This is a genomic window from Desulfofundulus sp. (assembly GCF_049701015.1).
Taxonomy (GTDB): Bacteria; Bacillota; Desulfotomaculia; order Desulfotomaculales; family Desulfovirgulaceae; genus Desulfofundulus.
Map to the genome: position 1 here is coordinate 1 of NZ_JBNATZ010000046.1, position 14,631 is coordinate 14,631.

The 14,631-nt window shown below is 56.7% G+C and carries 12 protein-coding genes; 8 read left to right on the plus strand and 4 right to left on the minus strand.

Features of this window, described 5'->3' with window-relative positions; translation table 11 throughout:
* Positions 1-468 precede the first annotated feature (468 nt).
* Together ACPLUI_RS04680 and ade are read right to left on the minus strand one after the other, a co-directional pair.
* Entirely contained in the window at positions 469-921 is a 453-nt protein-coding gene (locus ACPLUI_RS04680; RefSeq protein ID WP_424659114.1) for an MgtC/SapB family protein, read from the minus strand.
* Between the two features lie 186 nt (positions 922-1,107).
* Complete coding sequence (gene ade / locus ACPLUI_RS04685) at positions 1,108-2,901, minus strand: adenine deaminase (RefSeq protein ID WP_424659115.1); 1,794 nt, start codon at positions 2,899-2,901, stop codon at positions 1,108-1,110.
* Between the two features lie 211 nt (positions 2,902-3,112).
* Here ade and ACPLUI_RS04690 point away from each other — a divergent pair, with 211 nt between their 5' ends.
* Positions 3,113-3,640 carry a BON domain-containing protein gene (locus tag ACPLUI_RS04690; RefSeq protein ID WP_424659116.1) on the plus strand — a complete coding sequence of 176 codons (528 nt, stop codon included), beginning with the start codon at positions 3,113-3,115 and terminating at the stop codon, positions 3,638-3,640.
* A 29-nt stretch (positions 3,641-3,669) separates the two neighbouring features.
* On the opposite strand, the gene ACPLUI_RS04695 is transcribed toward ACPLUI_RS04690, so the two are convergent.
* Entirely contained in the window at positions 3,670-4,851 is a 1,182-nt protein-coding gene (locus ACPLUI_RS04695; RefSeq protein WP_424659117.1) for an amidase domain-containing protein, read from the minus strand.
* 166 nt (positions 4,852-5,017) lie between these two features.
* Positions 5,018-5,779: an LCP family protein gene (locus ACPLUI_RS04700; RefSeq protein ID WP_424659118.1), complete on the minus strand. Its 762-nt coding sequence runs from the start codon at positions 5,777-5,779 to the stop codon at positions 5,018-5,020.
* Positions 5,780-5,938: 159 nt separating this feature from the next.
* On the opposite strand from ACPLUI_RS04700, the gene hisG reads away from it, so the two are divergent.
* From hisG to ACPLUI_RS04735, 7 genes are all read left to right on the plus strand, one after another.
* Positions 5,939-6,808: an ATP phosphoribosyltransferase gene (gene hisG / locus ACPLUI_RS04705; protein ID WP_424659119.1), complete on the plus strand. Its 870-nt coding sequence runs from the start codon at positions 5,939-5,941 to the stop codon at positions 6,806-6,808.
* Between the two features lie 153 nt (positions 6,809-6,961).
* Positions 6,962-8,356 (plus strand): acetate--CoA ligase family protein, encoded by a 1,395-nt coding sequence (locus ACPLUI_RS04710; protein ID WP_424659120.1) that lies wholly within the window; start codon positions 6,962-6,964, stop codon positions 8,354-8,356.
* Positions 8,353-9,033: an acetate--CoA ligase family protein gene (locus ACPLUI_RS04715; protein ID WP_424659121.1), complete on the plus strand. Its 681-nt coding sequence runs from the start codon at positions 8,353-8,355 to the stop codon at positions 9,031-9,033. The genes ACPLUI_RS04710 and ACPLUI_RS04715 overlap by 4 nt, the downstream gene beginning before the upstream one ends.
* Before the next feature lie 38 nt (positions 9,034-9,071).
* Positions 9,072-11,168 (plus strand): sigma 54-interacting transcriptional regulator, encoded by a 2,097-nt coding sequence (locus tag ACPLUI_RS04720; protein ID WP_424659122.1) that lies wholly within the window; start codon positions 9,072-9,074, stop codon positions 11,166-11,168.
* A gap of 254 nt (positions 11,169-11,422) precedes the next feature.
* Complete coding sequence (locus ACPLUI_RS04725) at positions 11,423-12,877, plus strand: hydroxymethylglutaryl-CoA synthase family protein (RefSeq protein ID WP_424659123.1); 1,455 nt, start codon at positions 11,423-11,425, stop codon at positions 12,875-12,877.
* Between the two features lie 66 nt (positions 12,878-12,943).
* Positions 12,944-14,155, plus strand: a complete 1,212-nt coding sequence (locus ACPLUI_RS04730; protein ID WP_424659125.1) for an acetyl-CoA acetyltransferase — start codon at positions 12,944-12,946, stop codon at positions 14,153-14,155.
* Positions 14,156-14,227: 72 nt separating this feature from the next.
* A partial coding sequence (locus ACPLUI_RS04735) for an SDR family NAD(P)-dependent oxidoreductase (protein WP_424659124.1) occupies positions 14,228-14,631 on the plus strand: 404 nt, incomplete at its 3' end.

Below are 14,631 nucleotides of genomic sequence, written 5' to 3' on the forward strand. Positions count from 1 at the left end.
TTCGATATGCCTACGCTTTACGATGCAGCTTTTCTGGCGGTTGCCGAGGTTGTGGAAAGGAGAACTGGGGAAATATGTGAATTCTGGACGGCAGATGAAAAACTGGTCAATGTCCTGAACGGGCGAAGGAAGTATGTGAGATTTTTAAAAGAAGTAGACTAAGGAGTCGTGAGTTGAGTGCGCAAGCCATTCATTCTTTGATAAGTTTCTCGCTGCTCCTCCATCTTTTCGTCCTTCCTGTCCTGGCGCAAGAGGGGGTAGGAGTGCAGGGAGATGGACACCCTGGAATGAGGCACAGGACTAAGGGGTAAATTTTCAGAATGAGCCTGCAGGGTGTCAAGCGACTATCCTGGGATATAGGTATGTGCCCACTGACCAGTTCCTCCGTTCGCCATTTTGAGAGTGTCGCCCATCTACTGAGATGCCAGGGAGCTTCCGCCCATCCTGTCCCATGTGGGCGCGGATTTTTCACTCCTCCCCCGCATCATCCAGCCCCCATTGCTTGAGGAGGCGGTTTAATCTCAGGGTGATGTAGCCTAAAGCTGCAGCCACCATGGTGGGCACATAAAGGCCGGCACCGATACCCGTGCCCAGGCCGGCGGTGAGCCAGATGCTGGCGGCGGTGGTCAGACCGCGGATATTGTCCCGGTCTTTAAAGATGATACCGCCGCCGATAAATCCAACGCCAGTGACAATTTGAGCCGCAATGCGTGCGGGGTCCCCTGGCTGGTAAGGGTTTCTTCCTGGCAGGGACATGAACCCGTAGCTGCTGATTAAAGTAAACAGGGCCGAACCCAGGCAGACCAGGGCATGGGTACGTACCCCCGCAGGCTTGTGGCGTTTTTCTCTCTCCAAGCCGATGAAAAATCCTACTAAAAAGGCCAGGATCAGCCTGGCAATCATTTCTTTGAGATTGAGCACCGGGTTTCATCCTCTTAGATGAGTGTTTAACTGTATTATTTTCGGCTTTGCCCGCCGGTTATGCGAGATGTCTTATTTTAAACCGGGCCCGGGTTGAAATAAGTGAAGCCTCCGGGAATTTTCCCTAGAGGCTTCACTGGTCAGAGCCGTTTGCTCGGGGTTTTGGTGGGACAAGATCACGCCCTTTCACTTAACCACCAGATCCACAAAACGGAAGTTTACCGTGTCCACTAGGCCCCGGTTGGTTACCCTGAGTTCCGGTATGACCGGTAACGACAAAAGGGCCATGGTCATGAAGGGGGAGACCAGTGGGCAGCCCAGTTCCTTCCAGGCCCGTTCCAGAGCGGCCACCATGTCCCGCACTTCCTCCACCGGCCGGTCGGACATCAGCCCGGCTATGGGCAGGGGCAGGAGGGCCAGCACCCGGCCGTCTCGCACAACCACCATGCCGCCGCCGCATTCAGCCAGGGTGTTAGCGGCCAGGGCCATGTCCTGGTCGTTCATACCCACCACGAGCAAGTTATGGCTATCGTGGGCTACAGTGGAGGCCACCGCGCCTCCTTTCAGGTGAAAGCCCCTGACCAGGCCCAGGCCCATGTTCCCCGGCCCGCCGTGTCGTTCAATGCAGGCCACCTTGGCCACATCCAGTTCCACGGAAGACCTGATTTCCCCGTCTTCCACGGGTACTTCCACCTGCCGGTGCAGGGTGCCCACCCTGGCTTCGATTACTTCTATTACCCGCGCCAGGGCTTTTCCTCCGTGAGCAGCAATGGTGAAGTTACCGGCAGTGATGGGACTGCGCAGGTGTACCGACCGGCGGGCTTTTGCAGGGTAGGCGAAAGGCGCCAGGTCAAATAACACCCGCCCTTTTTCGGACACTATCGTGCCGTCAACCATAACCCGCTCTACCTTCATATCTGCAAGGTCGGGGACAAACAAAATATCGGCACACCGCCCGGGGGCGATGCTGCCCAGATCCCGGGATACTCCGAAACACTGGGCGGGGTTGATGGTAGCCATCTGGATGGCCCGCACCGGGTCAACCCCTTCCTGAATGGCCCGGCGCACTACGTGGTTCAGGTGGCCCAGGGTGAGCAGGGTTTCCGGGTGGGTGTCGTCGGAAACCAGGACGGCGTAGCGGGAGTCCACCCGGTTTTCAGTGATGCTCTTAATGGTGGCCTTAACATCCTGCCAGGCCGATCCTTCCCGCATCTTGGCGTACATGCCCAGACGCATGCGGGCCAGGGCGTCTTCCGCCCGCGTGGCTTCGTGGCAGGAAGATATGCCTGCGGCAATGTAACCCTGCAGGCCTACTTCCGTTTCCGGCACGGAGTAGTGTCCTGTGACGACCTTGTTGGCTTTTAAAGTGGCCTGTATTTCTTCGTGTACCAGGGGATTTCCTGCCAGCACGCCGGGGAAGTTCATCATCTCGCCCAGCCCGATGATCCCCGGCCAGGTCATGGCTTCACGGATCTCCTCCGGGCCAATGCTTGCCCCGGCATCTTCAAAACCGGGTGCGGCCGGGACGCAGGAGGGCATGGTGGTAAAAACCTTTAAAGGCAGTCTTTCCCCTTCTTCCATCATCAGCCGTATGCCCTCCAGGCCCAGGACGTTGGCGATTTCATGAGGGTCCATGAAAATAGTCGTGGTGCCGCAGGGGATCACCGCCCTGGCGAATTCGGTGACGGTAACCATGCTGCTTTCCACGTGAATATGTCCGTCCAGGAAGCCCGGTACCAGGTAACAGCCCCCGGCATCGATCACCAGGGTCTCCCTGCCTATGGTGTGGTCGGCCCGGCCCACCAGCACCACCCGTCCGTGTTTAATTGCCACATCTACACCAGCCTGGATTTCTGCTGTATGTACGTTTACCAGCCGGCCGTTTTTGATCACGACATCTGCCGATATTTTGCCCTGGGCAGCCAGGGCCAGGTCGGTGGTAACTTCCCACAGCGGCCGGCGGTTGGTTTGATATACCATTTTTTCACCCCGCAAGCTGAATTGTTTCCCACTATATTTACCGTGTCAAAGGGAATAATACCTGCAGGGAATACGAGCCACGGCTACTTTTTTTAATTTGAAACAGCTTATCATTGATAAGCTGGGTCACGTTGGTAAGTAGGGCGCTGGATGGTTAGCCCGGAACAGTTTCAAAGAATGGCTACAAATTGAGGTAAGGAGGGGGTTATTCTTGACGGCGGAACGGGACGAGATCTTGACGAAAAAGGTACAGGCCGTCCTGGACAGCGACGTGCGTACCAGGGAATACGGGTTGAAGGCCGATGTGGTGGACGGCAAGGCTCGTATTACCGGTGTCGTGGATACCCTGGCTGAGAGGGAACAGGTGCGCCGGATTGTTTCAGCCATCGAGGGCATCCGGGCGGTGGAAAACGGTGTAGCGGTAAGTACTGACGGGGCCATTACCGATGATGATGTAGCCTTTGAAGTGGGTGAGGAACTGGAGGCGGCTGGAGTCAACCGGCGTCACGTGGGGGTTAAAAGTGTTAAGGGAGTGGTTTACCTCCAGGGGCGGGTGGACAGCCCTGGGGAAATTGAAACGGCCAAAGCCGCGGCTGCCAGGGCGCGGGGGGTAAAGGAAGTTGTCAGCCAGCTTAAGTTGCGTCCCCAGGGTGGTTACGATGACGAGAGCCTGGAGGCCATCTTTCACCACCAGGTGAACAACGACCGCGAGGACGAGGGAGAGGCCCGCATATTTTAAGGGGGATAAGTTCTGTACGACTTATCCCCTTATCTCTTTACTTCCCGGGATCGTGATAGTTGTTTTGAGCCGTTGTTGATGCGGAAGAGGTGGAAAACGGTCTTTTTGTCCCACCCCATGTCCCAGGGACAGTGGTAACGGTCAACCGTATGGGCGTCCACAACGGGGTAACCCTGGTGGTCCGTCCCGACCACAATGGCGAAATGCTCGATGTGCCCCTTTTCCTCGTATCCGATTACGTCCCCTATCTGCAGTTCCCGTACGGCCCCCCGGGGGAAATTGTTGCCGGGCTGGTTTAACTCCTGGAAGGTCCCCCGGGCAATCCGCCGGGCACGGCCGCTGTAGAGGAGCCAGTTGGCGAAGGCTTCGGTTTGTACCCAGGCCCGGCTGCCCGAACCTCCGTTCCTGTCGTAGCGGTAGTACCAGGTGCCGTCCATGGGGAGCTTGCCCCCTTCTTCTTTATCTCCCAGGCACTGGGAAACGAAATTGGTGCAGTCCCCGCCGTTGCCGTTAAGGTCACGGTAACGGGGGTTATATTTGTGGTCGTTGCCCGCTCCCCAGGCCAGCCCCGCGTATTTATCCGCGTAGCGGGCGGCTCCCTGGCGGTCAAAAATACCTCCGGAATAGTTTCCCACCTGGGGGGATTTTGTGACCGGTCCTACCCGGGCGGGCCCGTCTGCGGGTGTGGGTACGGGTACAAGGGTGTCGTCACCCAGGCCGTCAGTGTAAAAGTCCTTCCGGATAAGCCACTTCCCGTCTTTTTTTATCAGTTCCATCCAGTGACGTGTACCGATGCCAAAACGGTTGACCGCAGGATCGCCGGGGTAAACGTACCCCAGTTGGAGACTCTGGTGAACGACAAATTCGGCGGTATCTCCACGGATACGGGACCAGGTGATATGTATCGATGGTTTTGCTTCAACGAACCGTACCCCTCGCATTTTAGCCCACTGCTGCACGAAATTCAATTTGTGCTCCTCATGGGCAAGGGCCCAGAGCCCCAGCCTGGTCCCGGTGTCGTAGCAGGTCAGGGCCGGGGTGGGGTCCGCTCCGGTTATGATGGCCCCGGCACGGGCCTCAAAAATTTGTTTTAGTATGGTTTCCAGCTCTGTTTTTGAATTTTGTGGATCTGACGCTCTGCAATTTGACGCTCCCAAAAGGCCGGTCATGCTGACGATTATTAAGGCCAGGACGATCTTGTGCAATGACATAAAGCCCCTCCCTCCAGGTTTTCAGGCCCTAACATCTATATGTTTTCCAGCGCTGAAGGAGGCTTTTCGCGTTTAATAATGGTAACTCTGCCTGAAAAAAAACCGCTCGTCCGAGCGGCGGTTTTCTTTTTCCTGATGCTTACCGAACGGCGGGCAGGCGTTATTTTCAAGTGCAGGTGACTTCGCGCAGCACCCGGCTCCAGGCATCGGGGGATACTTCCCGGTACCTGGCGGGACCGACGGAGTAATCCTGCCCGGGAAGGGCCTGCTTCCGCAGGATCTCGGGGCCGTTCCCCTGCAGGGCCTGGTAAATGGTGAGGATATGGTTGATGCCCAGGTTTGTTTCCACTCCGCTGGTAAAAATCCACAACAGGCGTGGTACTTTGAGCAGTACGGGCGGTTCGATAAGCCTTGCCGCCAGGGTGCGGATTTCTGTCTGCAGGTCCATGCGCTGGTTGGTGTAGGTCCCTTCGAATACCTCAAGTAAAGAGGTCTGCTTGCCGGCCATTTCCACGGGTCCCAGTGCTTCGCTGGTTCGTGTGAGGGTGGCCTGGCTGATATCCACATAATGGTTAATCGGTATGCCGAAGCGTTTTGCCAGGTAGGCCGTCGTCCCTTCCCGCCCTGTTTTATGGTACAGTTCTTCCAGTGTATCAACTCCGGTGACGTCATGAATGCGGGTGTTTATAGGGATGGAAACAATGCCTACGGGCTTTTTGCGCGGTGTGATGGCGATCAATGTGATGGCTTTTAATTTTGGACCGTCGGTCCAGAAAATCAGGACGTTTTCCGTTGTGGTTGTCAGGTTTTGCCTGTCTTGCGGTCTGCCGGGTTGCTCTTGTCCCGCACGGGCTGCCGTGACCGGGGTTAAAAAAATAATAAGGGTGGACACCAGGAGAATGTGCCACAAAAACTTCCGGGGTTTCAACGCCCGCAACCTCCTTTGCCAGGATTATTCTCGCACTGGGAATTCTTTTTTATGCAACCCATTGACATGGCATGGATGCTGATCTATACTGGATGATGGTTTTACTAAGCAGTAATTTAGCATGTTAAAGTGAGAAAGGGTTTTATGGGGGTGTCTTGATTGAAGTTGCGTTTGGGCCTGCCGAAGGGAAGCCTGCAGGAGGCCACTTTTCAGTTGTTCAAAAAGGCCGGCTATAATATCGTGGTGAGGAGCCGTTCCTACTTTCCCAATGTTGATGATCCGGAACTGGAGATAGTGCTCATGCGTGCCCAGGAAATCCCCCGTTATGTCCACGAAGGTGTACTGGATGCGGGCATCAGCGGTCTGGACTGGATTATGGAGAATGAGGCCGACGTGGTGGAGGTGGCTGAACTTGTTTATTCAAAGCAAACCACCAACCCCATCCGTCTGGTGCTGGCCGTGGCCAACGACAGCGACATTCATACGGTAGCCGACTTGCAAAATAAACGTATTGCCACCGAGCTGGTCCGGGTGACCACAAAGTTTCTCGCCAGCCACGGCGTGGAGGCTTATGTGGAATATTCCTACGGTGCAACTGAGGTCAAGGTCCCTCACCTGGTGGATGCCATTGCCGACCTTACCGAAACCGGGAGTTCGTTGAAAGCCAATAATTTAAGGGTGATTGCTACCATTTTGCAGTCAACCCCCCGCCTGCACGCTAGCAAAAAGGCCTGGGAGGACCCCTGGAAGCGGGAAAAACTGGAGAACCTGGCCGTACTGCTGCAGGGTGCGCTCCGGGCAGATGCCAAGGTGGGGTTGAAGATGAACGTACCGAAGGAGAAACTGGACGATGTGCTGGCCCTGCTGCCGGCCATGAAACACCCCACCATCTCCCAGCTGGTGAACTGCGACTGGTGTGCGGTAGAGGTGATTATGGATGAGAAAAAAGTGCGGGACCTGATCCCGGCTTTAAAAAGGACCGGTGCGCAGGACATCATTGAGTACCCGTTGACCAAGGTAATTCCCTGAAGGCGGGCATGTGCTGTAGCGAACTGATTCGGAACCTTCGTGCCCAAACTCCCCCGGGACCGGGGGAGTTTTTATTTTTATCATCAGGAAGGTTTATCAGAAAGTTCTTAGAATTTAAAACATAAGGATCTTTATAAATGGGGAGGGATAATAATGCCTGGCCATAAATTGGATGTGCTGGATACGATTTTTCACCCCCGCAGCGTGGCTGTGGTAGGAGTTACCGGGGCGAATGACCGGGTGGGTTACAACCTTTTGCAGAGCCTTATCCACGCCGGATATAAGGGCATAATTTATCCAATACACCCCCGCCTGGAAAATTTACTGGGCCTGCCGGTATACCGTTCCCTGGAAGAAGTACCCGGGCCGGTGGACTTGGCGGTAATTGGTGTCAATCAGTATGCAACCGTGGAAGTGGTTGAGCAGTGCGGCAGGAAAGGAGTTAAAGGGGTCATCTGCGTAGCCGGTGGTTACCGGGAAATGGGGGCGGAAGGGAAAGCCCTGGAAGAACGCCTTATTGCCGTCGCCCGGCAATATAATGTGGAAGTGGTCGGCCCGAACACGCTGGGTTTGATCAATACCGGGGTCGGTCTAAACGCTACTTTTTATCCCATACGGTTACCCCGGGGCAGGGTTTCCTTCGTCAGCCAGAGCGGCGGTGTGGGGCTCACCATACTTCAGAAAGCCCTGGATGAGGGACTGGGCGTTAACAAGTGGGTGGGCGTGGGCAACCGCAGTACTCTGGAACTGAGCGACTACCTTGAATACCTGGCCCGTGACGATAGTACCGCGGTAATTGGCGTTTTCGTCGAAGGCACCGACGATGCCCGGCGGCTGGTGCAGGTAGCCGGGGAGGTGGCCCGGCGTAAACCGGTGGTTTTCTATAAGGTGGGACGTTCGGATGCAGTGAACTCCGCCGCCCTCACCCATACCGGCAGCATGGCCGGGAGCTATCAGATGTACAGGCAAATACTGCAGCAGTTCGGTCTTCTGGTGGTGGAGAGTGCTCTGGAGATGGTGGCTGCATGCAACGCTCTGGCAATGGCTCCCATCCCACGGGGGAACGGCGTGGGGGTGGTTACCCATACGGCGGGTCCCAGTATCGTACTGCTCGATGAAGCAGGCCTGCGGGGAGGGGTGTTCCCCCCCTTTACGGAAAGTACCATGGAAAGAATCAGGAACATAATGGGGCACAACCCGGCGGTGGTGCTTAAGAATCCTCTGGATGCAGCGGGACGGGGAATGCAGGCCGCCACCTTTGGCCGGCTGGCGGAAGCGGTGCTTGAGGACCCGTTGATTGACCTGCTGGTAGCCATCTATTGCCTCCACTTGAACTGGCGCTGTCCCACTTCCGAGATCCTGGCCGCGCAAGAGAAAAGTGGTAAACCGGTGGTGGCCCTGTACATTTCGAGTTTGGAACAGGTGAGGGAAGAAAGGGAACTCCTGCACTCCCGGGGTATCCCCGTCTACGTCACCCCCGAGGAAGCTGCCTGGGGAGTTTCGGCCCTGTTGCATTACGCACGGCAACGGAGGGGGGTGAACCGGTGAACGTTGCGGAAATTCTCGAGCTGGTCCGGTCTGCCGGGCGCAGGTACTTGTGTGAGGATGAGGCCAAGGAAATCCTGAGCAGGGTGGGCATACCCGTTACCCCCTGCCGACTGGCTCGTACTGAGGACGAAGCGGTCGAACGCGCCGGGGAACTGGGTTATCCCGTGGTGTTGAAGGTGCGTTCTCCTCTCATTGTTCACAAGTCGGATACAGGTGGGGTGGCTTTGAACCTGGTGGATAGCCGGCAGGTGCGCCGGGCATACCGGGAGATCATGGCCCGGGCTGTGGCGGTGGACCCGGCGGCTGCAGTAACGGTGCAGCCCATGGCAGAGTCTGGGAGGGAAGTTATCGTCGGGGTTACTGACGACCGGCAGTTCGGAGCCGTGCTCTTGTTCGGGTTGGGAGGGGTGTTCACGGAAATTTTGGGAGATGTAAGTTTTCGTCTACTTCCTGTCGACCGCGATGCAGCGTGCAGTATGATCCGGTCTTTGCGTGGGTACCGCTTGCTGTCCGGGTACCGTGGTGCCCCGCCTGCAGACGAGGAGGCTTTAATCGACATCTTGATTAAAGTTTCCGATCTGGTGGCTGCTTATCCGCAAATACGGGAGATGGATTTAAATCCGGTAGTTGTTTATGAACGGGGCGCACTGGTTCTGGATGCACGGATTTTTATCTAAACATTACGCTTTAAATCCTGGCGGCGGGGGGATTTCTTATGCGGATGAAGGATATGATGACCACGGGCGTACCCCTTTTATATCCGGGCGACAGCTTGCGCCGGGCGGTGGAATTGTTCCGCATCACCCGGTTGACCAGCCTCCCGGTGACGGATCGCGCAGGAAAACTGCTGGGTATATTTACCCGTTTCAACCTTTTTGACTGCCTGTTGAGCGGGCATGATCTGGGTCAGGCGATTGATCCTTTCTACATGCGCCAGGTGGTCACGACCTTTCCCGACGTGCCCTATCAGGATATAGCCGAAGTGGTCAAAAAAAGCCCGGTAGGAATGGGTGTGGTGGTCGACCAGGAAAATCACGTTCTGGGAGTATTCACCAAGGTTGACATGATCATGGCGCTTTTTAAACAGGCGGATTTGTTGAACGCCCGGCTGCAGGCCGTCTACCGGGCGATGCACAACGGGTTGATAATGGTGGATGCTACGGAAAGGGTGGTTCTGCTAAATCCCGCCGCGGAAAAGGTGCTGGGCGTAACAGAGGAAAAGGTCCGGGGGAAGTTTTTGAGTGACGTTTTCCCGGAATTGTCCTTAAAAGAGGTGATTACGGCCGGGGTGGTGGAAATTGGTAGAAAGCACATGTTTAAAGGGCGTGCTTTCATGGTCAACGCCACGCCCATCATCTGCGGAGGCGGGACGGTGGGAGCCGTCGCCATTTTCCAGGATTTAACCGACCTTGAGCACCTGGCGGCCGAACTGGAAACCGTCCAGCAGTTGCATAATACGCTGGAGACGGTCCTGGAGATCGCCTGTGATGGGATTGTGGTGGTGGACGAGGACGGCCGGGTTACTTTGATTAACCAGGCCCTGGCTGAATTTCTCCAGCTCCGCCCGCAAGAGGTTGCCGGCCGGCACGTTACGGAGATTCTGGAAAACAGTCGGCTGCACATCGTCGCCCGGACGGGCCTGCCCGAATATGCCGACCTGCAGACCATCGGTGGCCACCGCTTTCTTGTTTCCAATTTGCCCATTGTCAAAAATGGCCGGGTGACCGGTGCGGTTGGCAAAATCCTTTTCCGCAAGCTGGAAGAGGTACGGGAGCTGGCCCGCCGCCTGGATGCAGTTGAGAACAAGCTTACCTATTACAGGGAACAATTGCATAAGGTGGGAGGAGTACGCTACACCTTCGACAGCATCGTAAGTGTCAGCGCGGTCATGGAGAGCCTGAAAAAAGAAGCCCTGCGGGCTGCCCGGGGGTGTTCAACCATTTTAATCCAGGGCGAAAGCGGGACGGGGAAAGAGCTCCTTGCCCAGGCCATCCACGCTGCCAGCAGCAGGAGGGATAGGCCTTTTATCAAGGTAAACTGTGCGGCCATTCCCGATTCCCTGCTGGAATCGGAATTTTTCGGCTATGCTCCGGGAGCCTTTACGGGCGCGCAAAAAGGCGGCAAGCCCGGGAAATTTGAAATGGCCGACGGGGGTACCATCTTTTTGGATGAAATTGGTGACATGAGTCCCGCCCTTCAGGCCAAGCTGCTGCGCGTCCTGCAGGACCGCGAGTTCGAGCGCGTCGGTGGCACCCGCACTATCCGGGTGGACGTACGGATTATAGCCGCCACCAACCGGAACCTGGCCGAAATGGTGACGGAAGGCAAATTCCGGGAAGATCTTTATTACCGGTTGAATGTAATCCCCCTCTTCATTCCTCCCCTGCGCAGCCGCCGGGAAGACATTCTGCCGCTGGTCTACCATTTTTTGCAAAAGTATAACGCTCTTTTCGGGACCCGCGTGGAGCGGGTGAGCCCGGAGGCTTTGTTGATGCTTCAGAGTTATCCCTGGCCGGGAAATGTCCGGGAGCTGGAAAACGTTTGCGAACGGGGGGTCAACTTTGCCACAGGGAAAACAATGGGGGTACCGGACCTGCCTGCCTATATCCGCAACTACAGCGGGCGCCTGAGCGGAGGGGATGCCGGAAAAGACGCGCCCTTCTACCGGCAAAAGCTGCGGGAGGCTGAAAAGGACATCCTGGCCGCCGCCCTGGAAGTGGCCGGGGGCAGCAAGACCAGGGCAGCCTGTATCCTGGGGATCAGTCGTTCGCGCCTGTATGCGAAGCTGAAGAAAACCGGCTTGATGGACTAGAAATTAAGATAGACAGGAAATGGATGGGAAATCGAGACACTCCTCTGTCCCGTTTGCGATACAAATGGGGGGAGGGGTGTTTTATTTTCAGAACACCCCCTCTTATTTTGCCTGCACCGGGGGCTGATTTCTGCCCTTGTTTTGCTTCTGGCCGGCATTTTACGGCGGGTATATTTCTTGCGTTGATATTACTGATTGAACTGATCTGTCTCTTCCGTGCTTATTTTCAATGAGGAAGGAGCGAACCACCATCCATGGCCGGTATCATATCTTACGGCGCGTATGTTCCCCGGTACCGCCTGAACCGGCAGGTTATCCTGCGGAGCATGGGCTGGTTCAACCCGGCGGTGATGCTTCCGGGGCGGAAAGCGGTGGCCGGCAGCGATGAAGACAGTATTACCATGGCCGTTGAGGCGGGCGTGGATTGTTTGAAAGGTTTCGCGCGGGAGAAGGTGGACGCCCTGTATTTCGCCACCACCACCGCACCGTACAGAGAAAGGCAGAACGCCGGAATCGTCGCCGCGGCACTCGACCTGCAGGAGGACCTGCGCACGGCCGACTTTACGGACTCTTTAAAAGCGGGCACCACGGCCCTGCTCGGCGCGTGCGAGGCGGTGCGTGCGAAGGGGGTGTCCCGGGTGCTGGTTACGGCGGCCGACACCCGCCTGGGCAAAATGGGCAGCCTCCAGGAGTATCTCTTCGGCGACGGGGCGGCGGCCTTTCTGCTGGGGGGAGAAAACGTAATCGCCGAGCTGAAAGGATTTTACTCCTTCTCCGCCGATTTTGTGGACCACCGGCGTGCCGGGCGGGACGTTTTCGACCGCAGCTGGGAAGAACGGTGGATGCGTGACGCCGGTTACCTCCGGTTCATCCCCCGGGCCATTGCCGGGCTGCTGAAAAAATATGGTTTAAAGGCCGGCGACTTCGCAAAGGTTGTATACGCCTGTCCGTATAACCGGGAACACGCCGCCATTGCCGGTAAGCTGGGTCTGCCTCCTGAAAAAATCCAGGAGAACCTGATGTCCGAGGTCGGCGACACCGGAGCCGCCTACCCTTTAATGATGCTGGCAGCTGCCCTGGAGGAAGCGCTGCCCGGCGACAGGATCCTGGTCGTCAGCTATGGCAACGGTGCCGACGCACTGTACTTCGAAGTGACGGAAGAGATCCTGAACCGGAAGGAACGCAAAGGGGTCAGGGGGCACATTGCCGGTGGAAATGAATTGGACAGTTACGAAAAGTACGCGGTGTTTAAGAAACTCCTCCCCCTGGAAATGGGGATGCGCGGGGAAGAAATCGCCTTCACCCAACTTTCAACACTGTTTCGTGAGCGCCGCTCGGTTTTGGGCCTGGTCGGCGTCCGCTGCCGGAAGTGCGGTACCCCGCAGTTTCCCGCCCAGCGGGTTTGCGTGAACCCGGAGTGTGGCGCCGTGGATCAGATGGAACCCTACCGTTTTTCCGACCGGAAGGGCCATCTCTTCACTTACACGGTGGACCGGCTGGCTGCTTCTCTAAACCCGCCGGCTATCTACGGGATCGTCGATTTTGAGGGCGGCGGTCGTTATATGTTCGATCTCACCGACTGCGAGCAGGATGAGCTCAAAGTGGGTATGCCGGTGCGGATGAGTTTCCGCCGCAAGTACAGCGATGAGGCCAGAGGAATTTACGGTTACTTCTGGAAAGCGGTACCTTTGAGGGAGAGGTCTGTCTGAGGAAGGATGAAAAGAAAGACGGGCCGGACAACCGGGCCAAACAACTAATAAAGAAAGGTGAATGAGATGGCGGAAGGGATCAAGGATAAAGTTGCCATCGCCGGTATGGGCTGCACCAGGTTCGGGGAACTGTGGGACAAAAGTGCTGAAGATCTGATGGTGGAGGCTTTTTTAGAAGCGCTGGAGGATGCCGGCATCGAAAAGAAAGACATCCAGGCCGCCTGGCTGGGTACCTGCTTTGAGGAGATCCACGTGGGGAAGAGTGCCCTGCCGCTGGCCATGACCTTGAAACTCCCCTTCATCCCGGTGACACGGACGGAAAACTTTTGCGCCACCGGCTCCGAGGCCTTCCGGGGAGCCTGTTATGCGGTTGCCTCGGGAGCTTACGATATTGTCCTCGCCCTAGGCGTGGAAAAGCTTAAGGATACCGGTTACGGCGGCCTGCCGGAATTCAGTTCCGTGCTGGGAGGTAAGCCACGGCTGATTTTCCCCAACGTGACGGCCCCGGGGGCGTTTGCCATGATGGCCACCCGCTATTTTGACCGGTACGGCCTCGACCCCCGGGAAGGCAAGCTGACCCTGGCCAGGATTTCGGCTAAGAGTCACCGCAACGGGGCGCTTAACCCCAAAGCCCACCTGCGCCGGGAAGTCAGCGTCGAACAGATTGTGAACGCTCCTATCGTTGCCTGGCCGCTTGGCCTGTTCGACTGCTGTGGAGTGAGCGACGGTGCGGCGGCTGCCATCATCACCACGCCGGAGATTGCCAGAAAGCTGCGGCCAGACCCCATCTACGTAAAAGCTCTGCAGATTGCCGCCACCTCCGGCGAAGAGATGATGTACTCCAGTTGGGACGGGGCTCACGTGGAAACCACTTGGCGGGCCGGGATGCGTGCCTACCTCGAAGCCGGCATCAAAAACCCGCGGGCAGAATTGAGCATCCTGGAACTGCACGACTGTTTCTCCATCACCGAAATGGTGACCTACGAAGACCTGCAGATCTCCCCACGGGGGCGGGCGCGGGAAGATATCGAGGCCGGGTTTTACGACCTGGACGGGCAGATCCCCTGCCAGACCGACGGTGGCTTGAAGTGCTTCGGTCACCCCATCGGTGCCTCCGGTCTGCGCATGATTTACGAAGTATACAAACAATTGCAGGGCAAGGCCGGCCCCCGGCAGATCAGGAACCCCCGCCTTGGTTTGACGCACAACCTGGGTGGCTTCCCGGGGATGAGTGTCTGCAGCGTGGTGATTCTGGGTAATCAGGCTGGTGCAGTTTAAAGATTTCACCGTTCTGGCAATCGATAGTTCAGACCATCTGAAGAAAAGAGAAGGGAAGGAGGAAACATCACTATGGGTATGCTCGATGGCAGAGTAGCAATTATCACCGGCTCCGGGCGCGGCATTGGCAAAGCGGCCGCTCTCCTGATGGCCCGCGAGGGGGCGGCGGTCGTGGTCAGTGATCTCGACGCAGAACCGGCCCTGGAAACGGTGAATGAAATCACCGCCGCCGGCGGCAAAGCGGTCAGCTGTCACGGTGACGTGACCAACCCGGATTTTCCGGAAAAACTCATCAATACCGCCCTGGATTCCTTCGGCGGTCTGCACATCATCGTTAATAACGCTGGTTACACCTGGGATGGTATGATCCATAAAATGACAGATGAACAGTGGCTGGCTATGTTTGAAGTACATGTCAACGCTCCTCGTAAGATAGTTCTTGTAACATCAATTGATTCAACCCTTAAAAGAAACTC

What these genes read in the sequence shown, in the direction of transcription:
- ACPLUI_RS04720 (WP_424659122.1), top strand. Translation starts at nt 9,072, where the DNA reads ATGCGGATGAAGGATATGATGACCACGGGCGTACCCCTTTTATATCCG.
- ACPLUI_RS04695 (WP_424659117.1), bottom strand. Translation starts at nt 4,851, where the DNA reads ATGTCATTGCACAAGATCGTCCTGGCCTTAATAATCGTCAGCATGACC.
- ACPLUI_RS04730 (WP_424659125.1), top strand. Translation starts at nt 12,944, where the DNA reads ATGGCGGAAGGGATCAAGGATAAAGTTGCCATCGCCGGTATGGGCTGC.
- ACPLUI_RS04710 (WP_424659120.1), top strand. Translation starts at nt 6,962, where the DNA reads ATGCCTGGCCATAAATTGGATGTGCTGGATACGATTTTTCACCCCCGC.
- ade (WP_424659115.1), bottom strand. Translation starts at nt 2,901, where the DNA reads ATGGTATATCAAACCAACCGCCGGCCGCTGTGGGAAGTTACCACCGAC.
- ACPLUI_RS04725 (WP_424659123.1), top strand. Translation starts at nt 11,423, where the DNA reads ATGGCCGGTATCATATCTTACGGCGCGTATGTTCCCCGGTACCGCCTG.